This is a genomic window from Streptomyces sp. XH2, assembly GCF_049725035.1.
GTDB classification, from domain to species: Bacteria; Actinomycetota; Actinomycetes; order Streptomycetales; family Streptomycetaceae; genus Streptomyces; species Streptomyces roseoverticillatus.
The window spans coordinates 1-23,207 of sequence record NZ_JBMMMZ010000014.1; the positions used below are offsets into that span (position 1 = coordinate 1).

A 23,207-nucleotide genomic window follows, 5' to 3' on the forward strand; every position below is an offset into this window, starting at 1 on the left:
AGCTCCTCGGGCAGACCCAGCGCGATGTTCATGCTCTGCACCGCACCACCGGCCGTGCCCTTGGCCAGGTTGTCGATCGCACTCACCACGACGATCCGCCCCGCCGCCTCGTCCAGCACCACCTGCACGTGGACGGTGTTCGACCCCGTCACAGCACCGGTCGAGGGCTGTTGCCCCGGGGGCAGGAGCCGGACGAAGGGCTCGTCCGCGTAGGCCCTTTCGTAGGCCGAGCGGAGCGCGTCGGCGGTCACTCCGGGCAGGGCGGGGGCCGAGCACGTGGCGAGGATGCCGCGCGGCATCGGCACGAGGACGGGAGTGAACGAGACCGTGACGGGGCGGTCGGCGGCGGCCGAGAGGTTCTGGGCGATCTCGGGCGTGTGGCGGTGACCGCCGCCCACGCCGTAGGCGCTGACGGAGCCCATGACCTCGGAGCCCAGCAGGTGCGGCTTGACCGCCTTGCCCGCACCCGACGTCCCCGACGCCGCCACCACCACCGCCTCAGCCTCCGCCAGCCCCGCCGCATACGCCGGAGCCAACGCCAGCGACACCGCCGTCGGGTAGCACCCGGGCACCGCGATCCGCCGCGCACCCTTCAGCGCCTCCCGCCCACCCGGCAGCTCCGGCAGACCGTACGGCCACGTCCCCGCATGCACAGACCCGTAGAACCGCTCCCACTCCCCCGCGTCCTTCAACCGGAAATCCGCACCGCAGTCCACCACCAGCACGCCCTCACCCAGCCCAGCAGCCACCGCCGCCGACTGACCGTGCGGCAACGCCAGGAACACCACGTCATGCCCGGCGAGCACCTGCGGGGTGGTCTCCTCGAAGATCCGTCCGGCCAGCGGGGCGAGGTGGGGCTGGAGTTCGGTCACGGGCCGGCCTGCGTTGGAGGCGGCCGTCACCGCGCCGATCTCGACGCCGGGATGCCCCAGCAGCAGCCTCAGCAACTCACCGCCCGCGTATCCACTCGCGCCTGCCACTGCTGTGCGCACCATGTTCCGTCCTTGCGTCGTTCCGTGCCGGGGCAGGCCGGATCGGCGCGTGAGCGCGCGCATCCGGCCGCCGGTGAAAGGCCGAGGCCGGCATCGGATTCCGCGCAGCACCATCACCGCCCTGCAGGGGGCAGGGCGGTCACGGGGAGTGCGGCACGACACCCGAGGCGGGACTTAGCTTAGGCTAACCTAACCTGCATCGGGCAAGAAGATCGACTCGTCTCTTCGGCGAGATCGCACAAGGGCGCGACAGGGGCGTACGTCGCCCGTCAGACGCACCGGGACGTCGCGCAGAGCTGCCACTGCGCCGGCCACCAGCCGCTCGGCAGACCGTCGTCCGGCGCGGCTTCGGTGATCTGCCAGTAGCGGTCGCGGTTCCACTCACGGGCCGTCACCTTGAGCCGCCGGTCGGGCAGTTCGGTGACGGTGTCCGGCTGGCTCAGACCCGCGTACTCGTCGGTGACCTTGCCCATGGCGGCCACGGGGCGCCAAGCGCCGTCGGAGCTCAGCCGGGTCCGCGACTCCATGGAGCGGTCCGGCTTGTCCGACGACGCCATGGCTATGAGGGTGCCGTTCGACCTTTTGAACAGGACGAGGAAGCCGTGGTACGGCGACGGCCGGAGGCCGAAGTCCTCCGGGGCGGACCACGGCCCGCCCGCCGGCCCCTGCACGGAGTGGCAGAAGCCGCCGTGGTCGAGCCAGAAGACCTCCAGCCCGCCCGCGGCGTTCTCCACGGCGGTCACGAAACTCGCCTTGGGGCCGACCGTGCCCGCGCTGACGCGCTCCCAGGCGCCGTAGGAGCCGCCGGGCGCCGCCTGGGCCCGGTGCCACACGAACGGCAGCCCTTGCGTCGCGGTGGAGTCGTAGAACACCTGGAACTGATCGACGCGGCCGTCCGCGCGCGGCACGGAGACCGGGCTTTCCGACGGGGTGGTGGCGATGCCCTGGGCGGCGGTGTCCATGCTGCAGGCACCCGTGGTCACCGCGCTCTGGGCGGCGGGCGCCGCCGGCGCGGCAGCGAAGGCTCCCGCGCAGGCGAGGGCGAGTGCGGCAGCAGCACGAGTGACTCTCCGGAAGGCTCTCCCCATGAGCCAACACCTACCCCAGCCGGGCCAGTTCATACACGGGTTCGCGTTTCGCTCATGTGGCTCGGCAGTACCGCGGCGCGTGAACGTCCACTACGGCGGGACCGCCAGAACCGGCCGACACCCATCCGGCTCCCGGGGCGGAAGCCGCCGCACCGGGGCATGACAACGGCACGTGCGTCCGTAACGCAGCGTCCACATGCCCGCAACAAACCCGCACGGCCTACGAGGAACGGCTGCCGGACGTCGACATGCCGCCCGCCGCCCGCCGTCCCGCGCGGGGCGAGGGCGGCCACGAAGTCCTGAACGGCCCCTGGGCGCCGGGCCCTAGCATGTCCCGCCCCTGAAACGGAACCATGCCGTCGGCCCCTTGCGCACGATCGGGGAACCACCGGCCGGAAAGCACCTGCCCCGCTCCTTCGCCCGTTCTGCACCGATGGCGAGAAGCAGGAAGGCCCCCGGCCCGGCCAGTGCCGCGGACCGCGCAGCCGTACGGAGGCACGGATTCACCTTCGGCAGAGGAATCCGCCGGTCCGCGCAGGGCCGGGCGGGGGCCCGTACCGCCGCCCGCCCCACGCCCGCACTACCGCGCCCCTCGCCCGCCGCACCCCGCAAGGGTTGTTTCCCGCCACCCGCGGACCGGCCCCGGCGCCCCCGCCCGTCCGCTCTCTCGACCGGAAAGTGCACTATCCGGACGGCTGCGGCGCCGTGAGACTCGACCGGCGTGAGCACCGGATGCCGGCCCGGTTCTCCCGACCCACCCGTTCCGACCACGTGAGGAGCGTGCCGATGTACGCAAAGTTCGCGGAGCTGGGCAGCCGCCTTCTCGGGAAGTTCGTGCCCGAGATCGACGCGGCCGCCGCGGAGCTCCTGTCCTGTGGCAACTACCCCGCCTGCTGGCAGTGCAGCGGGAAGTGCGGCTACAACGCCCCCTGCTGGGCCTGCTGCAACTCCAACGGCTGCCCGACGATCGTTTGTCAGTGCTAGCGGCCATCAGTGATCACGAGAACTGAGCGCACCCGCTAGCGACCCCGTAAGAACGCCCCGACCGGGGACGTCACGCAACCGCCGGACGTCACGCAACCGAACGTCACACAACCGCTGGAGGAGGAGACCCGGATGGGCTGTCTGGCCATCGGAATCCAGTGCCTGATCGGCGTGGTGTTCCTCGCCTCGTCGGCCGGGAAGGTGACCGGGCGAAGAGCCTTCGACCGGTTCGTGTCCTCGGTGGCGGGCATGCAGGTCGTGCCCTTCCGCTCGGCCCGGTCGGTGGCGCGGACCGTGGTGGCGGCCGAAGGCGCGGTGTGCGTGAGCCTCGCCGTGCCCGTGCCGGCCGCCACGGTCGTGGGGCTGGCGATCGCGGCGGCCCTGCTGGCGGTCTTCACCGCCGGCATCGCGCTCTCCGTGCGGCGCGGCGTGCGGACGCCGTGCCGGTGTTTCGGCGCCTCGCAGGCCCCTCTCGGCCCGAGACACATCGCCCGCAACCTCACGCTCACGGCCGCGGCGGTCACCGGCGCCGCGGCCGTGACCGCGGGCGGCACGGCCACCCCGGGCGGGGTGGCCGTCGCCGTGCTCGCCGGCCTGCTCCTGGGCGGGCTGGTCGCCGCGCTCGACGACATCCTCGACCTGTTCCGGCCCGTCGAGGCGCGCACGCACCCGTACGGAACCTGAGCCGGCACGGGACCCGAGCCGGCACGAAACCCGAGCGAACCCGGAGGAGACGACTCCCATGCCCGTCCTGATCGCGGCGGTGGTCCTGGTGGGACTGCTCTGCACGCTGGACCTGATCCTCACCCTGGGGGTGATCAAGCGGCTGCGGGAGCACACCGCGCTGCTGGCCAAGGCGGCCGAGGGCTCGCCTCCCGGCAGACCGCCCGTCATCAAGGTGGGCGAGGAGGTCGGCGAGTTCAGCGCCGTCTCCGTCGACGGCGAGGTGCTGACCCGCGAGTCGCTGTCCGGCGACACCCTGGTGGCGTTCTTCTCCCCCAGCTGCGGCCCGTGCCACGAGATGCTGCCGAAGTTCGCGGAGTACGCGCGGACGGTGCCCGGCGGCCGCGAGCAGGTGCTGGCCGTGGTGGTCGGCACGCCCGACCGCGCCAAGGGGCAGGTCGCCGGGCTGAGCGAGGTCGCCCGCGTCGTGGTGCAGGACGCCGACCTGGCATTGACCGACGCCTTCCAGGTCTTCGGCTTCCCGACGCTGCTGCAGGTCACGACGGACGGCGCGGGCAGGCCCGTGATCGCGCGCAACAGCGTGAACCTGGATGCGCCCGTCGTGGCGGCATGAGCGGGCTCCCGGCCACGGCCCGGCGCGTCGCCGCGGCCGCCGCGCTGGTCACGAGCGCGGCGCCCGCGGCGCTCGGGTGCTACCTGGCGCTGACCCTGGTGGCCGGCGCCCTGCCCGTGGTCACCGCCTGGCTGACCAAGCTGCTGCTCGACGGGCTCGGCTCGGGCGCCTCCTCGGGAGCGCTCGCCGGCCTGGCCGCCGGGCTCGCCGCGGCCGGGGTCGTCATCGCCGTGGCGCCCCGGAGCAGCCAGTACCTGCGGCGCGAACTCGACCGCAGGGTCGGCCTCCTCGCCGACGACCGGCTGTTCACGGCCGTGGAGGGCTTCAACGGCCTGGGGCGCTTCGAGGACCCGCGTTTCCTGGACCGGCTCCGCCTCGCGCAGAGCTCCGGCGGCGGCATGCCCAACCAGGCCGTCGACGGCGCCGTCGGCATCGCCCGCAGCGCCCTCACCATCGGCGGCTTCCTCGGCTCCCTGTCGCTGCTCAGCCCGTGGATGACCGCCCTGGTGCTGGGCGCCGCCGTGCCGACCCTGGTGTCCGAGGTCGCCATGGCGCGCCGCAAGGCGCGCACGCTCTGGGACGTCGGGCCCGTGGAGCGGCGGCAGATGTTCTACAGCGAACTGCTGTCGAGCGTCGAAGCGGCCAAGGAGATACGGCTGTTCGGCACCGGTGCGTTCCTGCGGGGGCGGATGCTGGCCGACCGGCGCACGGCCGACGCGGCGAAGCGCGCGGTCGACCGGCGGGAGGCCCTCGTCCAGTCGGGGCTCGGGCTGCTGGCCGCGCTCGTCTCGGGCGGGGGTCTGCTGTGGGCGGTGGGCGCCGCGCACGAGGGCACCCTGTCGGCCGGCGACGTCGTCATGTTCGTGGCCGCGGTCGCCGGCATCCAGGGTGCGCTGGCCACGCTGGCGAGCGAGGTGGCCCGCTCGCACCAGGCCCTGCTGATGTTCGAGCACTACCTCGCGGTCGCGGGCGCCGGCCCGGACCTGCCCGTGCCCGCCGCGCCCGCCGCGCTGCCGCCGCTGACCCGCGACATCGAACTGCGCGACGTGTGGTTCCGCTACTCCCCGGAGCACCCGTGGGTGCTGCGCGGCGCCTGCCTGCGCCTGCCCCACGGCCGGGCGCTCGCCCTGGTCGGGCTGAACGGCGCCGGCAAGTCCACCCTGGTGAAGCTGTTGTGCCGCTTCTACGACCCCGAGCGGGGCGCGATCCTGTGGGACGGCGTGGACATCCGCACCGTCGACGTCGCCGCACTGCGGCGGCGCGTCGGCGCCGTGTTCCAGGACTACATGCACTACGACATGACGGCCGCGGAGAACATCGCCCTCGGCGACCTCGCCGCGCTCGGCGACCGCCCGCGCATCGAGGCCGCGGCGGAGCGGGCCGGCATCCACGCCAAGGTCGCCGCCCTGCCCCACGGGTACGACACGCTGCTGTCGCGGAGGTTCTTCATGGAGTCCGACAAGGACAACCCGGAGACCGGTGTGGTCCTCTCCGGCGGGCAGCGGCAGCGGCTCGCGCTCGCCCGCGCGTTCCTCCGGGACCGGCGCGACCTGATGATCCTCGACGAGCCCTCGGCCGGACTCGACGCCGAGGCGGAACACGAGATCCACACCGCGCTGCGGCGGCACCGCGGGGAGCGGACCAGCCTCCTCATCTCCCACCGCCTCGGCGCGGTGCGCGACGCAGACGTCATCGCCGTCCTGGAGGACGGCCGCGTCGTCGAACAGGGCCCGCATGCCGAGCTCATCGCCTCCGGCGGCCGCTACGCCCGCCTGTTCGCCCTCCAGGCCACCGGCTACCGGGCCGGCGAGGAGGCCGGCCCCGCCGCCGGGCCGGCGGACGCGCCCGCGTTCACGGGAGAGCCCCGGTGACGCCCGGGCCCGCGCCCCGGCCGCGACTGCGCCACGCGGCGGCGGTCGCGGCCGGCCTGGCGCTGGGCGCGGCCGTGGCGCTGACGCGCGGCCTGGTCGTGGTCACCGTCCGCGGCACGAGCATGGCGCCGGCCTTCCGCGACGGCGACCGCGTGCTCGTACGGCGCGGCCCGCGCCCGGCCGTCGGCCAGGTGGTGGTGGCCGAGCGGCCTGCGGGCGGCGGGACCTGGCCGGCCCCGCCGGTGCGCCCCGGGGCCGGCACGGCCGGCGTCCGCGGCCGCGACTGGCTCATCAAGCGCGTGGCCGCCCTCCCCGGCGACCCGGTGCCCCGCGAGGCCGTCCGCTCGCTGGCCGCGGCGCCGGAGCCGTGCGTGCCGCCGGGGAAGGTGGTCCTCCTCGGGGACAACGGGAAAGTCAGCTTCGACTCCCGGGACGTGGGCTACTTCCCGCTGGACCGCGTCCTGGGCACCGTCGTCACACGTAGCCCTCGGGGATCGTCTTCCTGATGCGGGCCGCGAGTTCGGCGAGGACGCCGGGGCCGTCGGTGTCGCCGCCCCCGCCCGCGTACTCCTTCGGCAGGGTCACCTCGACCCACGCGGCGCGGTGCGTGGCGAGGAAGCGGACGCTGCCGCCGGACCGCGGCTCCGCGAACCACTCGATGCCGCCGATGTCCCACGCGGGCGCATAGCGGTCGAAGCTCTTGGAGCCGTGCGTGAGCGCCTCGGGCCGGGGGACGCCGCAGCGCAGGACGACCGCCGGTGCGCCCCACTGCGCGGTGAACTCCGACACGGGCCGGGGCGTGCCCCGCTCCAGGCCCGCCACGGTCGCGGGCAGTTCGGCGCGCAAGGCGCGGCAGTGGGCGGCCTCCTGCGCCGGCGGCCGGGGCACGGCGCGGGCCGCGGCGCCGGTCGTCGAGGCCGAGCCGGCGACGGCGAGGAGGGCCGCGGCGACGGGCAGGGCGCGTAACCGGCGGGGCCAGGTCTTCACCGGATGATCATACGGGGGCACGACGGGCACAAATGAGACTGGATCCCACTCAAGTGGAACCAGTCGGCCCATTGGGGGCGTAGTACATGGCGTCAAGATCATGCAGAACGAGACCCAAGGAGAATACGATCTTGGAACGCACAGGCGCACGCCCCTCCCGCCGCACGGTCCTGGCCCTCGGCGCCGGCACGGCCCTGGCCGCCGCCATGGCCACCGGCGGGACGGCCCACGCGGCGACGCCCGGTGGGGACCGGGTCTCCCGCCGGCTGAGCGAGCTGGAGCAGGAGCACTCCGCCCGGCTCGGGGTGTTCGCCCACAACACCGTCACGGGCAGGACGGTGCTCCACGGGGCCGACGACCTCTTCCCGATGTGCTCGACGTTCAAGACGGTCGCCGTCGCCGCCGTCCTGCGGGACCTCGACCGCAACGGCGAGTTCCTCGCCAAGCGCATCCACTACACCAAGAAGGAGGTCGAGGACTCGGGCTACGACAAGATCACGGGCACGGACGAGCACGTCGCCAACGGCATGACCGTCGAGGAGCTGTGCGCCGCCGCCATCTCCTACAGCGACAACGGCGCGGCCAACCTCCTCCTGCGCGAACTGGGCGGCCCCGACGCCGTCACCCGCTTCTGCCGCTCGACCGGGGACGGCAAGACCCGCCTCGACCGGTGGGAGCCCGCGCTGAACTCCGCGGAGCCGGACCGCATCACCGACACCACCACCCCCCGGGCCATAGGCCGCACCTACGCGCGCCTCGTCCTCGGCAACGCCCTCGCGCCCGCGGACCGCAAGCGGCTGACCGGCTGGCTGCTCGCCAACACGACCAGCAAGGACAGGCTCCGCAAATACCTCGTCCCCGCGGGCTGGACCGTCGCGGACAAGACCGGCGCCGGCTCGTACGGCACCAACAACGACGTGGCCGTCACCTGGTCCCCGAAGGGGGCGCCGGTCGTCATGTCCGTCCTCACGACCCAGCACGAGGCCACGGCGAAGGGTGACGACGCCCTCGTCGCCGAGACGGCGAAGATCCTGGCGTCGGTCCTCGGCTGATCTCCCCTTCCGCAAGCGGACTCTGACGGGCCGACACTTCCGCCGGCCCGTCAGGGATGCGGCACCACCGCCACGGGGCACGGCGCGTGGTGCAGCACCGCGTGGGCCACGTGACCGATGCGCGGCAGGCCGTGCGGGCCGGACGCGTGGCGCCCGACGACCATGAGGGCCGCACCGCCGCAGGAGGACAGCAGCACCTGCGCCGCGCTCCCCATCTCCACCTGCTCGACGACCCCTACTTGCGGATGGCGGGCGCGCCACGGCTCCAGCGCGTCGCCCAGCCGCTTCCGTTCGAGCGCGGCGAGCCCGCCGCTCTCGTCGGCCAGCCGCATGGAGCCGGGTCCCCAGTCGACCACCGGGGGCAGCGACCAGGCGCGTACGGTCCGCAGCCCGGCCCCGCGCGCGGCGGCGGCCCCGAAGGCGAACCCCAGGACGGCTTCCGGCTCTTCGCCCACACCGGCCAGCACCTCGCCGGCTCCCTCCGCCTCCGCCTGCTCCTGCTCGGGGCTGCGGACGAGGACGACCGGCCCCTTGGCCTGCCGCAGCACGTGCAGGGCGATGGAGCCGATCAGGTACCCGACGAGCGCGCCGTGGCCGCGCGAGCCCAGGACGAGCACGTCCGCCTCGGCGGACTCGGCCACGAGCGCGGGCACCGGGTCGGCGTGCAGCAGCCGGGCCGTGACCGGCAGGTCCGGGTGACGCCCCGTCACCCGGGCCCGGGCCTCGCGCAGCAGTTTCCCGGCCCAGTGCTGCTGCGCCTCGGTGTCCACGGTGACCGGGAGGTCCAGGGGCTGTTCGGCCCAGGCGTGGACGAGGCGCAGCTCCATACCCCGGCGCACGGCCTCGGCGGCCGCCCAGTCCGCGGCGGCACTGCCGTGCTCGCTGCCGTCCACACCAACGGTGATCACGCCGGACACTGGGCCTCCACGGTGCACGGGGACGTTTTCTCCTTGTGGCCACTGTCCGGCCGTGACCGCCTCCGGTGCGCGGGCCGCAGGGGCCGGCCACACGGACGAGTGACTCCACCTGGACTTCACGGCGCCGGCCGGGTCAGACGACGCTACGGGTCCCGATCGCGTTGTACGCCGCCGCCCAGCCCAGGGCCAGCCGGTCGCCCCGCGTGAAGGCGACCGCTCCGAGGCCCGCGGCGTCCGGGGAGTGGTCCTGCGGGCGCGCGACCTCGGCCGGGCTGCCGTCGGAGAAGTGCTCCGTGGTCGTCTTCCCGTTCCAGGCGCGCACAACCGCGCCGGGCGGCGCGAGCACGTGCACGGCCTCGCCGCCGGGCTCCTCGGTGAAGACCGTGCCCGTGGCCCGGTCGGCGAGGAGGGCGCGGTAGCGGTCCGCGGGGAGCATGCAGGAGGCGGGCGGGGTGGTGCCCGGCCAGTCGGGCGCGTCGACGCCCCGCTCCCGGGCGGCGCGCCACATCTGCGGAACGAGGCTGCGGGCCAGGGGCGGCGTGGCCATCTGCTCGCACATCCACAGCAGCCGTCCGGAGCCGCGCGGGGGACCGAGCGTCCGCCAGCGGATGCGGGCCGCGAGGTCGGAGGCGGCGACGGCCGCCCACGGGTGGACGCTGCCGAGCGGGCCCTGGGCGCCCAGCCAGGCGAGGTAGCGCTCGGCCTCGTCCAGGATGTTCGTCATGCTCTCCAGGGGGATGCCGAGCACGTAGGCGCTGCGCGTGCGGAAGGCGTGCGGGCTGTGGGCGACCAGGAGCAGGACGGCGCGGGACAGGTCGCCGGGCGCGGGCTTGGCGCCGTCGTCCCGCGGGCCCGTCCCGTCGGGCAGATCGGTGCGGCCGCCGGTGCGCAGGACCCGCAGCAGTGCGGCGCGGGCCCGTTCGGTGAAGGGGGCCTGTTCCAGCACGGGCAGGACGGCGCTGAGCAGGGTGGCCAGCATGTCCTCGGCGGTGTCGGGATCCTGCGGGACGGGGAGGCCGTGCAGGGCGCTCGTGAGGGTGTCCGCGAGGTCGGAGTCGACCATGAAGCGGCTGGTGAGCTTGCCGAGTTCGGTCGGGACGAGGAGCGCGGGCGCGTCGTCGCCCCCGGGTCCGGGGGTGCGGCGCAGGAAGCGGGATTCCGCGAGGAAGTCCACGGCGTCGTGGAGGGAGTCGAAGCTCTCCTGGCCCTGGTGGAAGGCGAGGGTCTGCGTCCACCAGGCCTCCGCCTGCGGCAGGGTGCTCAGGCGGCCCTGGACGGCCTCGGCGAGCAGGTGGTCGGGCAGGCGGTCGCGGATGCGGGAGCGGACGGTGTAGCCGGCGGCCAGCCGGGCCTGCCACTCCGCGCGCTCCGCCCCGTCGGCGAGCAGGAAGGCCCAGCCTTCGCGCTCCCCCGCGCCGACGCGGCCGGCGCGCCCGAACATCTGCTGGACCATGGACACTTCGATGCGGTCCAGCCCGATCTGCGTGTCGCGCACGACGACGGCCCGGGCGGGGAGGTTGACTCCTGCGGCGACGGTGGAGGTGGCCACGAGGACGTCGGCCTGCCGGGTGCGGAAGGCGTGTTCTGCCTCGCGCTTGTACGGCCAGTCGCGGTAGTGCAGCCGCACGCCGGCCCCGGAGCAGAGCCGCTCGACGAGTTCCGCGTCGTCCGCGTCGGCTCCGGCGGTGGGCACGCCGCGGTCCGCGGCGAGGGCGAGCGCGGTCGCCCGTACGCCGCGTTTGCTGCCGCAGAAGACCAGCACGCTGCCGCCCTCGCCGGTGACGGTCCGGGCGAGGCGTACGGCGGTCTCCGTGCGCGAGGCCGCCCGTGCGGACCAGTCGGCGTCGGGCGCGGCGGGGAGGACGGGGATCTGCCAGGTCAGGCGCGTGGGCCGCCAGGGGGTGCGGATCAGGCGGGCGCCGAGCCACGCGGCGACCTCGTCCGCGTTGGCGACCGTGGCGGAGAGGCCGACGATGCGCACCTGCCCGCTGTCCTCGCGCACGCGGGCGAGGAGGGCTTCGAGGACGGGCCCGCGCGTGGGGTCGCCGAGCAGGTGGATCTCGTCGACGACCAGGCAGCCGACCTCGGCGAGGGCGTCGCGCAGCGAGCCCGCGCGGCAGATCGCCTCGAACTTCTCGGTGGTGGCGATCCAGACGTCCGCCTTGCGGACGAGCTCGGTGTCGACGGCGGACTCGCCGGTGAGCCGGACCACTTCGAGGCCGTTGCGGCGCCACGCCTCCAGTTCGCGGTCGAGCTCGTCGGTCAGGGAGCGCTGCGGTACGAGCCAGGCCGCCTTGCGGCCGCGGTGGTGGGCGTGCAGGGCGGCGACCATGCCGACGGGCGTCTTCCCGGCCCCGGTGGGGGCGACGACGACCAGGTGTTCGTCCCCGTCGAGCACGGCCGGGACGGCCGCGGCCTGGGCCGGGTTGAAGGACGGGTGGCTCAGGAGCCCGGCCCAGGACTCCGGCACGAGGCCGGTCACCGGCACGTACTCGGGGTCGCCGGACGGGAGCTCCTCCAGGGCGTCCCACTGGGCCGCGAAGGCGTCACGGGCGGCGTGGGCGCCGGGGCCGGCCACGGGGGCCGCGTCCCGCGCCGGGTGCGCGACCAGGTCGGTGGGGCTCCCGAAGTCGCCCACGGTGCCGACCTGTTCGCTCTCCTGCCAGTGGCGGACGCTGCGGCAGGGTATGCCCTGCGCCGCGAGCTCCGCGCGCAGGGCGTCGAACGCGGGGGTGTCCGGGACGATGACCCGGACGTCCTCGGCCGCCGCCACCGCCGCCGCGGCGGGCCGCCAGGCCGGGTCGGTGACCTTGCACCACAGCAGGCGGCGCCTTTCGTCCTCCGCGGGCAGCGGCAGGTCCTCGGGCCAGGCGGGCCGCGGCTGCCGTGCGGAGACGGCGGGAAGCGCGGGGACGGCCGGGGCGGCGGGGCGCGGCACCCGGACCGCCGTGACACCGGAGCCCGCCCCGGCGCCGGCTCCGGCGGGACAGGGCCCGAGGCCCATCCGTTCCAGGACGGCGGAGAGCGCGACGGGCCCGGCCGCGGGTGACGGCTCCGCGGCCGGGGCCGTCACCGCCGTCGCCGCCCGCCGCGGCGCGCACAGCTTGTCGTAGGTCTTCACCCCGAGGTCGGCCAGGGTGTACGCGGCGGGGCAGGAGGGGCAGACGACGGCGACGTAGCGGTAGACGCGGCCCTGGGACTCGTACGGTCTGCGCAGCGAGTGCAGGGCCCGTTCGCAGACGGGGCACGTGCGGGGCACCTGTTCCTGGTAGCTCCAGCCCGGTTCCAGGAACCGGGGGATGAGCGTCCCGGTCAGGCGGGTGCCCCACCGTTCCCGCACCAGTTCCACGACGGTCGGCCCGGTCTCCGCACCGCCGGGCGCCTCCGTCACCGCCTGCGCGTCCTCAACTTCACCGTGCATTCCGCAACTCTGTCAGAGGTGCGGGCACCTCCGGGGCGGAATGATCACCTCCCCGTCTTCGGCAGCGAGCACGTGGCCTTGGCGGTCCTGCCGGGGTCGCTCTCCGAGCGCGCGGTCAGGGTGACGGTGCCCTTGCGGTCGGCGCCCGGCCCGGCGGTGACGGCGACGTCGACGGGGACCGAGGTGCCGGAGGCGGCGGTGGTGAGGCGGTTGGGGAGCCAGGCGGACCAGCCGCGTCCCGAGGCGGTGGCGGACAGGCGGTAGACGTCGGAGGAGAGGCGGGGGTCGCCCTGCGGCGCGGCCTTCCCGGTGTTGGCGAGGCCGAAGGTGCACACGGCCCGGCCCCGGGCGGGCCCGCTCTTCACCGTGCCCTTGCCGAGGGCGAGTCCGCGGGCCTGCGGCCCCGCCCCGTCGAGGGACTTGACGCCGATGTCGTAGGAGAGGACGCCGCCGGCGTCGCGCTGCACGTTCAGGACGTAGAAGTGCAGCCGGTTGGCCTCGTCGACGTACTCGTAGGAGCTGCCGGAGTCGGCGCCCGCGTGGAAGAGGGCGTCGCTGAGCTGCCGGTAGTCCCCGATGGTGATCTTCTGCGGGGTGCCGTCGGGGCGGGTGAAGTCGGTCAGGCCGATGTCCTCGGGGTGGGCGTCGATCACCCACGCGAAGGGGGCCCGGTCGGCGTTCTTGGTCTTGCTGAGGAGGACGCCGTTGTCCGGGGTGAACGAGTCGGCGCCCATGCGGTCGACGACCTCGACGGTGTAGTTGTCGTAGCCGCCGCCGTCGCAGAGCGGGTCGGTGGCGCGGTCGCACGCCGGGGACAGGTCGCGGCCCATGGTGATGTTGACGCCGGTCAGCCCCTTCTCGCCGGGCGGGGCGGAGCGGGCGGTGACGCGGGCGACGACGAGGCCGGAGTCCTTGAGGGCGTCGCGGTCGAGGCGCAGGACGTTCTTCTCGTCGACGATGCCGAGTTTGAGCTTGTCCCGCAGGACGTGCTGGGCGCCCATGGAGCCACCGGCGGTGGCGGGTATCTGCCAGCGGGTGTGCGGGCCGCCGGGGCCGTTGAAGGAGCCGCGCGAGAGCATGCCCCAGATGCCGGTGTAGGCGCGGCTGAGCGGTGTCCCGTAGGGGTTGTTGTAGTTGTCGCCGATGCCCAGGATGTGGCTGAGTTCGTGGGCGAAGGTGGCCATGCCGGAGCTCTCGGCCTGGGTGGAGGAGCCGTTCGCGGCGTTGGGCCAGATGCGGGCGGCGGCCTGCCAGGACGTCCACGGCACGTAGCGGGTCTGCGCGGCGTTGAGGCCGGAGGCGATGGGCGAGGGCGGTCCCCAGGCGGCCGGCACGTCCTGCGCGGAGCGGAACTTCATCTGCCCGAACTCCTGCCAGGCGGAGGACTCGTCGACGCCGGCGGTCAGGTAGAAGACGAAGTCGAACTCGCGTGTCTTGTCGGCGCCCACGTCGGCGGTCCAGGCCCGTTTGCCGTCGGCGCGGATGTCCTTGCCGCAGGTGTCGCCCACGGGGCAGGCGCCGGGGTTCATGCCGGGCTCGATGCCGTACTGGTGGGACTTCCCCGGCATGCGGTAGACGCCGAAGGCGGTCAGGCCGACGCCGAAGCGGCCGCCGGAGTCCTCCATCCAGTACTCGTTGATGGTGTGCCCGTGGTTGAGCGCGCCGGGCTTGTTGAGGAAGTCCTCGTAGAACTTGAGCACCTGCGCGCGCGGGATGCCGGAGGCGCTGGGCAGGGGGTTGCCGAACCCGGCGGCTCCGGCGGGCTTGGTGACCGAGAACTCCTCGTCGGCGTAGTCCAGGAGCACGAGCGCGCCCTTGAACTTGCGCTGCGTGGGCTTGCGGCCGGGGTTCGCCCAGTCCGTTCCGGGCACGGAGCGGTACTCGGCCCAGGTCATGTCGTCGGGGTTGCGCCAGTGCTGCGGGTCGATCGGCTGGACGAGGGGCAGCGGGCCCCGGGAAGCGGCGTCGGGCGTCGCCCGGGCGGGTCCGGCGGCGACGGCGGCCACGACGCCGAGGAGCAGGGCGACGACGCCGAGCCGGCGCAGCCGGCGGACGCGTCTGCGGCGCAGGAACACGGCTCACCTCTCAGGAGTGAGTGACAGTGGACGTCAGGTCCATGACAAGCCATGTGTACGGGTGTGCCTACCGGGGCCACGGTAGGGCCGGGGCCGGGTGCGACGCCAGAGCGCGTACGTGACCCCGGTGACGCGCGCCGGACCCGGCCGCCCGCGTTCAGCCGCCGTGCACCACGATCCGGTAGGCGCAGAGCCCGACCACGCCCAGGACGGAGGCGATCACCACCCAGGAGCCGAGACCCGTGTGACGGCCCTTGCGCCCGTGCCGCGCCTTCGCGGACTTCGCGGCCTTCTCGGCGCGACCGCCCCTCGCCGCGCCCGGGTCGCGGGGCGCGGGAGCGGCGGCGGCCTCGGCGAGGAGGCGGCGGCAGGCCGCGGCGAGGTCGCCCATGCCCGCCGACAGCGGCACGACGGTCTCGGAGCGCGCCGGGGCGGTGGTCCCGCCGTCCAGGATGCGCCCGGCGCGGACGAGGACCTCGTCGCTGCCGCCCGCGGGAGCGAGGCTGATCCAGCGCTGCACGTGCTCGCCCCGGATGACCACCTCCCCGGACCGGTCCCGGTAGACGATGTATTCGCGCCACAGCAGCCCGGCCAGCTCTTCCGCGGTCTCTCTCAGTCTCGCCCTCATGTGGTCCCCCCACGGGTCATCGCGCCATCGAATCGAACAAACGCCGCATTCTAGCGGCGGTCTGACGGTTCGACGGCGCAGGGGCGCCGCACCGGACCGGAGGATGTGGTTCCGATTCTGTGCGAGGCCCGCAGCCCCCGGAACTCCCCCTCGTAGAAGACCAGCGGCCGGCCGCCCTCGCGGTACTCGGCCTCCTCGACGCGCCCCACGAAGAGCACGTGGTCTCCCCCGTCGTACGCGGCCCAGGGCGTGCAGGAGAGCGTCGCGAGGGAGCCCGCGAGGCGGGGGGCGAGGCCGGGGGACGGCCGGGCCGCCCAGCGGGGCGGTGCCTCCGCGCGCCGGCCGGCGAAGCGCTCGGCGAGGTCCCGCTGATCCTCGCCGAGCACGTTCACCGTGAACGGCCTGCCGGCGAGGTGCCGTCCGGCCCTGCTCCGGCGGTGCAGCGAGACCAGGACCAGCGCCGGGTCCAGCGAGACCGCCGTGAAGGCGTTGACGGTCGCGCCGTGCGGGACGCCGTCGATCTCGCACGTCACGACGGTGACGCCGGTGGCGAAGTGCCCCAGGCAGGCCCGCAGCAGCCGTTCATCGGTGATCAACGCCCGTCACACCTCCCCTCACCGGCCGACAGGTCGAACCAGAGGTGCACCTGCCCGGTCCCGATGCCGTTCTCGTACGCGCCGAACCGCCGGCCCCGCGCCCCGCACGCCTTGCCGCCCAGCGCGCCCGCCAGCATCAGGTAGTGCCCGAAGCGGGCCTCGGGCGCGAAGCGCCGGTAGCCGGGCATGGATCGGATCACCTCGTCGTGCCGGCCCGCCTCCAGCCAGGCGATCCGCCGCTCGTCCGCGGCCCGGGCCTCGGGGGTGACAATGTTGGCCGGGTCGCCGGCCATGCGGTTGCGCAACTCTCCCAGCGGCCAGAAGCGGTGGGACAGGCCGCCCGAGGCGAGCAGCAGCACGCGGCGGCCGGCGAGCCCGGCGATCGCCTCCCCCACGACCTCGCCGATCCTGAGGAAGTCCTCGGTGGTCGCCGTCTGGCAGACGGAGACGGACACCCAGGGCGTGCCGGTCCGCCCGAGGTACGTCCAGAGGTTCAGCGTCGCGTAGTGGATCGGCAGGTGCGGGTCGTCGTTGGCCTCGATCCACACCTTCCGCTCCGCCGCCAGGCCGGCGACCGCGTGCGCCAGCGCGGGGTCGCCGGGCAGGTCGTACGGGAGCCTGCTGATCGCCGACGGCATCTCGTCGGAGGTGAACAGGCCCCGGCGGCGCGGATGGGCCGTGATCACCGCTTCGGTCGTGGTGGCCCAGTGGGAGTCGAACACCACGACGGTGTCGTACGCGGCCGGGTCGACGACCTCGCGCCGGAGCCGCTCCAGGCCGGTCGCCAGCGTGAAGTCGCTGCCTCCGTTCGCCTCGATGCGGGCGGGCTCGGGGAACATGATGACGGGCGCGTGCGAGAGCAGGCCCGCACCGACGATGTCGCCCATGGCGGGTCTCCTTTACGGGACGAGGAGGAGCTTTCCGGACGTGGCGCGGGAGGCCAGGTCGGTGTGCGCGCGGTGCGCCTCGGCGAGGGGGTACGTCCCGGCGACGGTGAACGTGAGCGTCCCGTCGAGCAGGCCCCCGAACACCTCGCCCGCCCGCGTCTCGAACTCCTCGACGGTGGCCCGGAAGTGCTCCAGATAGGGCCGGGTCAGGGTGAGCGAGCCGCCCCACAGCAGCCGCATCACGTCGACGGGCGGCACCGCGCCGCTCGCGCCGCCGAAGAGGACCAGCGTGCCGCGCGTGCGCAGCGAGGCCAGGCTCGCGTCGAAGGTGGCCGCGCCCACGCCGTCGTAGACCGCGTGGACGCCTTCCCCGCCGGTGAGCGCGCGGACCTCGGCGGCCAGGTCGTCCGTCTCCGTGTAGCGGATGACCTCGTCGCAGCCGTTGGCGCGGGCGGTGCGTTCCTTCTCCTCGGTGGAGACCGTGCCGATGACGCGGACGCCGCGCCGCGCCAGCATCTGGGTGAGCAGGAGGCCCACACCGCCGGCGGCGGCGTGCACGAGCACGGTCTCGCCCGCGCGGGCCGGGTAGGAGTCGTGGGCGAGGAAGTGGGCGGTCATCCCATGGACGAGCACCCCGCCGGCCGTCCGCAGGTCGATGCCGTCGGGCACGGCGATGGCCTTGTCCTCGGGCACGAGGACCCGCTCGGCGTAGCTGCCGAGCACGGTCGTCCAGGCGACCCGGTCACCGGTCTTGAAGCGGGTGACGCCGGGGCCGGTGGCGAGGACGACGCCGGAGCCCTCCTCGCCGGGCACGCAGGGCACGGGCAGCGGATAGCGTCCCTCGCGCCGGTACAGGTCGATGAAGTTGACTCCGGCCGCGGCGAGTTCGACGAGGATCCGTCCCTCGCCGGGCTGCCCGGGGCCGGGCTTCTCGACGTAGAGCTGGACCTCGGGCCCGCCGGTCTCCCGGATCTCGATCGCGTGCATCAGTGCGCTCCCTTCACATCGGTCAGCTCGACGCCGTACGTGCGCAGCCAGTCGTCCAGCCGGACCGTGGACTCCACGAGGATCCGCTCGAACTCGGACAGGCTGCCGGTCGCCGTCCTGGTCGTCATCCGCCGCACCGCGCCGCCGTCGAGGAACGGGTGGAGCGGTGCGTCCCCGTCGCCCGCCGCGGCGGCCAGGCCGGTGATGAGGGACCGGTCGTAGGCGGGGTCCTGGATGGACGGGTAGGCGGCCTTCTTGCGGCGCAGCACCGACTCCGGCAGCAGGTCGGAGGCGGCCGCGCGCAGCAGCGCCTTCTCCCGGCCGCTGAAGGTCTTCATCTCCCAGGGGATGTTGAAGACGTATTCGACGAGGCGGTGGTCGCAGAACGGCACCCGGCCCTCCAGGCCGCTCGCCATGCCCATGCGGTCCTTCTTGTCGAGGAGGATGGGCAGCCAGCGGGTGAGGGTGAGGTGGCCGAGCTCGCGGGTCCGCCGGTCCCCGGCGCTCTCGCCCTCCAGGCGCGGCACTTCGGCCACGGCGGTCCGGTAGAGGTCGGCCTCGTACTCCGCGAGGTCGATGCCGTCCACGAACCACGGGTGGAACAGCGACCGCGGGTCGAGGCCCCGGTGGGCGCCCAGTTTGAGCCAGGGGAAGGTCTCGGCGCGGCGCGCCTCCGGGTCGGAGAACCACAGGTAGCCGCCGAAGACCTCGTCGGCGCCCTCGCCGGACAGCGCGACCGTGGCGTGCTGCCGGACGGCGGCGAAGAGCAGGTACAGCGAGACGTCGAGGTCGGCGAAGTTGAACGGCAGGTCCCAGGCGCCGAGGACGGTGCGGCGCACGGCCGGGTCGAGGAGCCGGGCGCGGTCGAGGACGATCGCGTGGTGCTCGGTGCCGGCGTGCCGGGCGACTTCGAGGGCGTACGGGCCGTCGGGCGTGGGCCGGATGGCATCGGCGCGGAAGTTCTCCGTGTGGCCGGTGAAGTCGACGGAGAAGGTGGTGAGGCGCTCGCCGCCGGCGGCGCGGGACCGTGCCGCCAGCGCGGTCACCGTGCTGGAGTCGAGGCCGCCGGACAGCAGCGAGACGAGGGGGACGTCCGCGGTCATCTGCCGGGGGACGATGTCGTCGAGCAGCTCGCGGACGCGGGTCACGGTGGTGGGCAGGTCGTCGGTGTGCGGGCGGGCCTCCAGCGCCCAGTAGCGCTCCTCCTTGATGCCGTCGCGGCCGGCCCGCACGAGGTGGCCGGGCCTGACCTCGCGCATGCCGCGGAAGGGCACGCGTCCGGGGGTGCGCAGGAAGAGCAGGGCGTCGCAGAGCTCCTCCGCCCCGGCTTCGGCGCGCGCCAGGGGGTTGGCGAGGATCGCCTTGGGCTCGGAGCCGAAGAGCAGGCCGCCGGGCACCGGGTGGTAGTAGAGCGGCTTGACGCCCAGCCGGTCGCGGACGAGCAGCAGCTCTTCGCGGACGGTGTCCCAGATGGCGATGGAGTACATGCCGTTGAGGCGGTGGACGAAGTCCGTGCCCCACTGCAGGTAGGCGCGGAGCGCCACCTCGGTGTCGCTGCGGGTCGCGAACCGGTGCCCGAGCAAGACGAGTTCCTCGCGCAGCTCGCGGAAGTTGTAGATCTCGCCGCCGTACGAGATGACGGCGCGCGGCCGGTCTCCGCGGCCCGTTTCCGGGGTGCGCATCGGCTGCGCGCCGTGCTCCAGGTCGATGACGGCCAGCCGCCGGTGCCCCAGGGCGGCGTGGGTGTCCAGCCATACGCCGCCGGCGTCGGGCCCGCGGGCGGCGAGCGTGTCGGTCATGGCCCGGACGGCCGGGTGCTCGGTGGTCAGGTCGCGGGTGAAGTCGACCCATCCGGTGATGCCGCACATGTCAGGCGTCCTCGCTTCCGGTCCAGGGTCCCCGGCGCCAGCCGTCGAGGTCGTAGTCGTCGAGGCACTGCTGCACGAGCGCTTCGTAGCGGGCGAGGCTGCCGCGCCCCGTGGCCCAGCGCAGCGCGTCGAGGCGGACCTGTTCGCCGTTGCCGGAGTAGTTGCGCTCGTAGAGCTCGTGCCGGCCGCCGAACTCGGTGCCGATCGCGTCCCAGACCAGCTTCAGCAGTTTGATCCGGTCGTGGGCGGAGCCGTCGGCGCCGCGGTAGAAGCGGTCGATGAGCGGCCGCAGTTCGGGGTTGGCGAGGTCGCGGGCGCTGGAGGGCACGGCGAGGGGCGCGCCGCCGAGGGTGGTCTCGAACAGCTCGTGGACGCGGTCCCACACCTGGGCGTTGTACATGCGCATGGCGGAGGCGTGCTCCAGGCGCGGTACGACCGTCCCGCCGCTGCCCGGCTCCGGGTCGTACGCCATGGCCGAGGTAAGCGCCCACACCATGTCGCGCATGGTGACGACCTCGCCGACGGCGGCCTGGACGCCGCGGAAGGCGTCGGTTCCGTTGGCCTTGGTGCCCCGGGAGAGGAGCCCGGCCATGAGTTCCAGCTTGACGCTCAGGCGGATGCCGGACTGGAAGTTGTAGAGGTTGGGGAAGCCGGACGTGGCGTAGAAGCCGGTGGCGCGCTCGATGTCGCGGTAGACGAGGACGTCCTCCCAGGGGATCAGTGCCTCGTCGAGCAGGAGCACGCTGTCGTTCTCGTCGAAGCGGCTGCTGAGCGGGGCGTCGAAGGGGCTGCCGGCGGCCCCCGCGTAGGGCGTGCGGCAGACGAGCTTGACGCCCGGGTTGTCCATGCGGACGAAGAAGACGAGGGCGAAGGCCTCGGCCTTGCCGGGGGCGAGGGCCGCCGAGCCGACCGGGGCGACGAAGCCCGCGTTGGTGATCGCCGAGCCCGTCGCCAGCATCTTCGCGCCGCTGACCACGACCCCGGCGTCGGTCTCGCGCACGGCGTGCACGAACACGTCCTCCATGTCGTGGATCGCGCGCTTGCGGTCCACGGGCGGGTTGATGATGACGTGGTTGAGGTACAGGGCCTTGCTCGCGAACTCGCGGTACCAGGCGGCGGCGTTGGCGGCGTACGGGCCGTAGTAGTCCGCGTTGACGCCGAGGCCCGCCATGAAGGACGCCTTGTACTCGGGGGTGCGGCCGAGGAATCCGTAGCTCATCCGCGCCCACGTGGCGATGGCCTCGCGGGCCTCGACGAGCTCGGCGGCCGACCGGCTGGGCTTGAAGAACTTGTGCGTGCGGATGCCCGTCGGCTCGTCGGTACCGGTCAGGACACCGGCGGTCGCCGGGTCGTGCAGGGCGTCGTAGAGGCGGGCCACCGACAGTGCGGAGTTGCGGAAGGCGGGGTGGCGGGTGACGTCCTTGACGCGCTCGCCGCCGACGTAGACCTGCCGGCCGTCGCGCAGGCTCTCCAGGTAGTCGTCGCCCGTCATGAGGCGGTTGTCGTGGGCCATCGGATCGTGGGTCACCGGATCGGGAGTCACCGGATCGTGTGCCATCGGTTCGTGGGTCATCGGACCAGCCCCGGGTTGTCGAGCGGCGGCGTGCCGAGCACCTGGACGCGGCGCAGGTGGCGCGGGGCGCCGCTGGTGAAGGCGTTGCGGCCGTGCAGCAGCGTGTAGTTGTCGGTGACGACCAGGTCGCCCGTCTCCCAGACGTGGGCGTACAGGTGCGCGGGGTCGTACAGCGCAGCGCGCAGGCTGCGGTGGACCTCGGCGATCTCGTCGTCGGGCAGGCCGGTGAAGCGCAGGTCGGGGTGGTTGACGAAGCCGTCGTCGTCGGCGGCGGTGGGTTCGTTGTAGCGGATGACGGGCGCGCCGTGGACGGGGTGGGCGGTCACGACCGGCGAGACGGTGACGCTGTCGTAGAACTCCATCGTGCGCTGGTAGGTGCCGGTGACCTGCGACCAGCGGGCGACGGTCTCCGGGTCGGTGCGCTCCAGAACGGCGGTCGTGTGGGAGAACGTGGTCTCGCCGCCGTTGCCCTCTCCGGGGGCGTGCACGCACTGGAACACCTGGAACTCGGGGATCTGCTCGCGGTACATGCCGTCCCAGTGCATGGGCATGTAGCTGGAGTCGAAGATGTGGTCCTCGGGCTGTTCCTTCTCGACGAGTTCGAGCACGGTCCCGAAGGGCCAGACGCTCGGCCGCCCCCAGCGCTCGCAGTAGGCGGAGAGCTCGTCCGGGCCGGCGAAGGCGCCGAAGCCGCGGAGCAGCACGACGTGGTGCTCGCGGACGAGGGAGCGCAGCGGTGCGACGGGGATGTCCTCGACGCGCAGGCCGGGCTCGACGGCCCGTATCGCCAGCCCGAAGGGGGTGATCGGGGCGACGTCGTAGCGGAGGTCGGTGAGGATGCCGACGGCCGGGTCCGTCTCCGTGTGGTCAGCGGTCATGGGGTGCCTCTTTCGTGTGGGGGGGACGGGCGGTTCGCCCGGTGTTCAGGCACAGGCCCGGTTCCACGGGCCGCGGGTCGTGCCCGCCTGCTCCAGGACGTAGTGGCTGGGGCGCCCGTGGGCGTGGACGAGCCGGGCGCCCGCCGCCTCGGCTTCCGCGCGCTTCATGAGCGTGAAGCGGCCTCCGGTCTCGACCGCGACGCTGTGCCAGGGCGTCAGCCAGGTGTCCGGGGTGTCGGCGAGCAGGATGCCGATCTTGTCCGTGCTGCAGGGCTGCGGGTGGATCGACAGGCGGACGGCCGTGGGGAAGAGCTGGTCGAGGAGGTTTCCCCAGGCCCGGCTGCGCTGGATGACGCGGTAGGCGAGGTCGCGGCACTTGCGCTGCAGGGCGGAGCGGGTGCCGGTCCAGGCGGGGCCGGACAGGTCCTCCAGCATGAAGCGGGTGATGCCGCGGTACATGGCGAGCGGGGCGCCTCCGCCGCGCACCTCCTCGCGCAGCTCTTCCAGCGCGGGGGCGTAGCCGGCGGAGAGCATGGTGCGCATGTCCTCGTGGCCGGCGCCGCTGTAGACGTCGTCCAGGCTGAACTGTTCGAGCCGGTCGGCGCCGATCCTGGTGATCATGGCGTCGAGGGCCTGTGCGTAGGCGGTGACGTCCTCGTCGGGCACGCCCAGCAGGTCGTTGAAGACCCTTCCGTCGGAGCAGATCAGGATGGCCGCTCCGGGTGCGTACACCTCGCTGATGCGCTCGCACAGCTCGTTGAGGAACCGCAGCGCGAGCTCCTCGGCCAGGTCGGGCAGGGGGCCGAGGACCTTGGCCGGGTTGGGGGACTTCGTCGGGAAGGCCGGCAGGACGAATTCGATCCGCCGGCCGTCCCGCATGGCGCCGTGCACCGCGTCGAGGTGGTGCCGTACGCAGCGCAAGCAGACCCGTCCGGCGCATCCGCCCTCGTGCATTCTGCGCTGGTGGGACAGGACCTCTCGGACGACCTCTACGGCGGCCAGGTCGATATCGGGTGCGGCCAGTTCGGACACCGCGCCTCCCTTCGTGGACTGCGTCCCACCGTGCTCGGCGGGCGCATGAAAGGCGCATGAGAAGCGCACAAGGC

At 73.8% G+C, this 23,207-nt stretch carries 20 protein-coding genes; 6 read left to right on the forward strand and 14 right to left on the reverse strand.

The annotated features are described in order from the left end of the window. Together argC and ACOTKD_RS27130 are read right to left on the reverse strand one after the other, a co-directional pair. Positions 1-995, reverse strand: a 995-nt coding sequence (argC, locus tag ACOTKD_RS27125; protein ID WP_424891602.1) for an N-acetyl-gamma-glutamyl-phosphate reductase, incomplete at its 3' end; no start/stop codon positions are given. A 266-nt stretch (positions 996-1,261) separates the two neighbouring features. Further along, positions 1,262-2,080: a hypothetical protein gene (locus tag ACOTKD_RS27130; RefSeq protein WP_424891603.1), complete on the reverse strand. Its 819-nt coding sequence runs from the start codon at positions 2,078-2,080 to the stop codon at positions 1,262-1,264. A gap of 786 nt (positions 2,081-2,866) precedes the next feature. On the opposite strand from ACOTKD_RS27130, the gene ACOTKD_RS27135 reads away from it, so the two are divergent. The 5 genes from ACOTKD_RS27135 (at position 2,867) to ACOTKD_RS27155 (ending at position 6,738) form a co-directional block, all read left to right on the forward strand. After that, positions 2,867-3,064 (forward strand): hypothetical protein, encoded by a 198-nt coding sequence (locus ACOTKD_RS27135; protein WP_030369120.1) that lies wholly within the window; start codon positions 2,867-2,869, stop codon positions 3,062-3,064. A gap of 132 nt (positions 3,065-3,196) precedes the next feature. Next, a complete protein-coding gene (locus ACOTKD_RS27140) occupies positions 3,197-3,748 on the forward strand; it encodes a MauE/DoxX family redox-associated membrane protein (protein WP_424891604.1) in 552 nt (183 codons plus the stop codon). A 58-nt stretch (positions 3,749-3,806) separates the two neighbouring features. Beyond that, complete coding sequence (locus tag ACOTKD_RS27145; protein WP_424891605.1) at positions 3,807-4,361, forward strand: TlpA family protein disulfide reductase; 555 nt, start codon at positions 3,807-3,809, stop codon at positions 4,359-4,361. Next, on the forward strand, positions 4,358-6,232 hold the full coding sequence (locus tag ACOTKD_RS27150; protein WP_424891606.1) for an ABC transporter ATP-binding protein: 1,875 nt from the start codon (positions 4,358-4,360) through the stop codon (positions 6,230-6,232). The genes ACOTKD_RS27145 and ACOTKD_RS27150 overlap by 4 nt, the downstream gene beginning before the upstream one ends. Beyond that, positions 6,229-6,738, forward strand: a complete 510-nt coding sequence (locus ACOTKD_RS27155) for a S26 family signal peptidase (protein ID WP_424891607.1) — start codon at positions 6,229-6,231, stop codon at positions 6,736-6,738. The genes ACOTKD_RS27150 and ACOTKD_RS27155 overlap by 4 nt, the downstream gene beginning before the upstream one ends. On the opposite strand, the gene ACOTKD_RS27160 is transcribed toward ACOTKD_RS27155, so the two are convergent. Beyond that, on the reverse strand, positions 6,707-7,219 hold the full coding sequence (locus ACOTKD_RS27160; protein ID WP_424891608.1) for a DUF3515 family protein: 513 nt from the start codon (positions 7,217-7,219) through the stop codon (positions 6,707-6,709). The genes ACOTKD_RS27155 and ACOTKD_RS27160 overlap by 32 nt on opposite strands. Before the next feature lie 131 nt (positions 7,220-7,350). Here ACOTKD_RS27160 and bla point away from each other — a divergent pair, with 131 nt between their 5' ends. Beyond that, on the forward strand, positions 7,351-8,271 hold the full coding sequence (gene bla, locus ACOTKD_RS27165; protein WP_424891609.1) for a class A beta-lactamase: 921 nt from the start codon (positions 7,351-7,353) through the stop codon (positions 8,269-8,271). 50 nt (positions 8,272-8,321) lie between these two features. Here bla and ACOTKD_RS27170 read toward each other — a convergent pair whose 3' ends face one another. The 11 genes from ACOTKD_RS27170 to ACOTKD_RS27220 form a co-directional block, all read right to left on the reverse strand. Further along, complete coding sequence (locus ACOTKD_RS27170) at positions 8,322-9,188, reverse strand: universal stress protein (RefSeq protein ID WP_424891610.1); 867 nt, start codon at positions 9,186-9,188, stop codon at positions 8,322-8,324. A 133-nt stretch (positions 9,189-9,321) separates the two neighbouring features. Then, complete coding sequence (locus ACOTKD_RS27175; RefSeq protein ID WP_424891611.1) at positions 9,322-12,609, reverse strand: DEAD/DEAH box helicase; 3,288 nt, start codon at positions 12,607-12,609, stop codon at positions 9,322-9,324. 44 nt (positions 12,610-12,653) lie between these two features. Further along, on the reverse strand, positions 12,654-14,684 hold the full coding sequence (locus tag ACOTKD_RS27180) for a M6 family metalloprotease domain-containing protein (protein WP_424891612.1): 2,031 nt from the start codon (positions 14,682-14,684) through the stop codon (positions 12,654-12,656). Positions 14,685-14,841: 157 nt separating this feature from the next. Further along, complete coding sequence (locus ACOTKD_RS27185) at positions 14,842-15,312, reverse strand: hypothetical protein (protein WP_424891613.1); 471 nt, start codon at positions 15,310-15,312, stop codon at positions 14,842-14,844. A 50-nt stretch (positions 15,313-15,362) separates the two neighbouring features. Beyond that, positions 15,363-15,908, reverse strand: coding sequence for a flavin reductase family protein (locus ACOTKD_RS27190; protein WP_424891614.1), 546 nt, complete (start codon positions 15,906-15,908; stop codon positions 15,363-15,365). Then, positions 15,905-16,795, reverse strand: coding sequence for a catechol 1,2-dioxygenase (locus tag ACOTKD_RS27195; RefSeq protein WP_424891615.1), 891 nt, complete (start codon positions 16,793-16,795; stop codon positions 15,905-15,907). Before ACOTKD_RS27195 ends, ACOTKD_RS27190 begins: the two co-directional genes overlap by 4 nt. Positions 16,796-16,807: 12 nt before the next feature. After that, entirely contained in the window at positions 16,808-17,782 is a 975-nt protein-coding gene (locus ACOTKD_RS27200; RefSeq protein ID WP_424891616.1) for a quinone oxidoreductase family protein, read from the reverse strand. After that, positions 17,782-19,650: an asparagine synthase (glutamine-hydrolyzing) gene (gene asnB / locus ACOTKD_RS27205; RefSeq protein ID WP_424891617.1), complete on the reverse strand. Its 1,869-nt coding sequence runs from the start codon at positions 19,648-19,650 to the stop codon at positions 17,782-17,784. Before asnB ends, ACOTKD_RS27200 begins: the two co-directional genes overlap by 1 nt. Before the next feature lies 1 nt (position 19,651). Continuing rightward, on the reverse strand, positions 19,652-21,208 hold the full coding sequence (locus ACOTKD_RS27210) for a 4-hydroxyphenylacetate 3-hydroxylase family protein (protein ID WP_424891618.1): 1,557 nt from the start codon (positions 21,206-21,208) through the stop codon (positions 19,652-19,654). A gap of 11 nt (positions 21,209-21,219) precedes the next feature. Then, positions 21,220-22,101: a TauD/TfdA dioxygenase family protein gene (locus ACOTKD_RS27215; protein ID WP_424891619.1), complete on the reverse strand. Its 882-nt coding sequence runs from the start codon at positions 22,099-22,101 to the stop codon at positions 21,220-21,222. A gap of 45 nt (positions 22,102-22,146) precedes the next feature. Beyond that, on the reverse strand, positions 22,147-23,133 hold the full coding sequence (locus ACOTKD_RS27220; protein WP_424891620.1) for an L-tyrosine/L-tryptophan isonitrile synthase family protein: 987 nt from the start codon (positions 23,131-23,133) through the stop codon (positions 22,147-22,149). Positions 23,134-23,207: the final 74 nt, after the last annotated feature.

What these genes read in the sequence shown, in the direction of transcription:
- ACOTKD_RS27175 (WP_424891611.1), bottom strand. Translation starts at nt 12,609, where the DNA reads ATGCACGGTGAAGTTGAGGACGCGCAGGCGGTGACGGAGGCGCCCGGC.
- ACOTKD_RS27210 (WP_424891618.1), bottom strand. Translation starts at nt 21,208, where the DNA reads ATGGCACACGATCCGGTGACTCCCGATCCGGTGACCCACGATCCGATG.
- ACOTKD_RS27215 (WP_424891619.1), bottom strand. Translation starts at nt 22,101, where the DNA reads ATGACCGCTGACCACACGGAGACGGACCCGGCCGTCGGCATCCTCACC.
- ACOTKD_RS27145 (WP_424891605.1), top strand. Translation starts at nt 3,807, where the DNA reads ATGCCCGTCCTGATCGCGGCGGTGGTCCTGGTGGGACTGCTCTGCACG.
- ACOTKD_RS27140 (WP_424891604.1), top strand. Translation starts at nt 3,197, where the DNA reads ATGGGCTGTCTGGCCATCGGAATCCAGTGCCTGATCGGCGTGGTGTTC.
- ACOTKD_RS27185 (WP_424891613.1), bottom strand. Translation starts at nt 15,312, where the DNA reads ATGAGGGCGAGACTGAGAGAGACCGCGGAAGAGCTGGCCGGGCTGCTG.
- ACOTKD_RS27195 (WP_424891615.1), bottom strand. Translation starts at nt 16,795, where the DNA reads ATGGGCGACATCGTCGGTGCGGGCCTGCTCTCGCACGCGCCCGTCATC.
- ACOTKD_RS27200 (WP_424891616.1), bottom strand. Translation starts at nt 17,782, where the DNA reads ATGCACGCGATCGAGATCCGGGAGACCGGCGGGCCCGAGGTCCAGCTC.
- asnB (WP_424891617.1), bottom strand. Translation starts at nt 19,650, where the DNA reads ATGTGCGGCATCACCGGATGGGTCGACTTCACCCGCGACCTGACCACC.
- ACOTKD_RS27135 (WP_030369120.1), top strand. Translation starts at nt 2,867, where the DNA reads ATGTACGCAAAGTTCGCGGAGCTGGGCAGCCGCCTTCTCGGGAAGTTC.
- ACOTKD_RS27130 (WP_424891603.1), bottom strand. Translation starts at nt 2,080, where the DNA reads ATGGGGAGAGCCTTCCGGAGAGTCACTCGTGCTGCTGCCGCACTCGCC.
- ACOTKD_RS27150 (WP_424891606.1), top strand. Translation starts at nt 4,358, where the DNA reads ATGAGCGGGCTCCCGGCCACGGCCCGGCGCGTCGCCGCGGCCGCCGCG.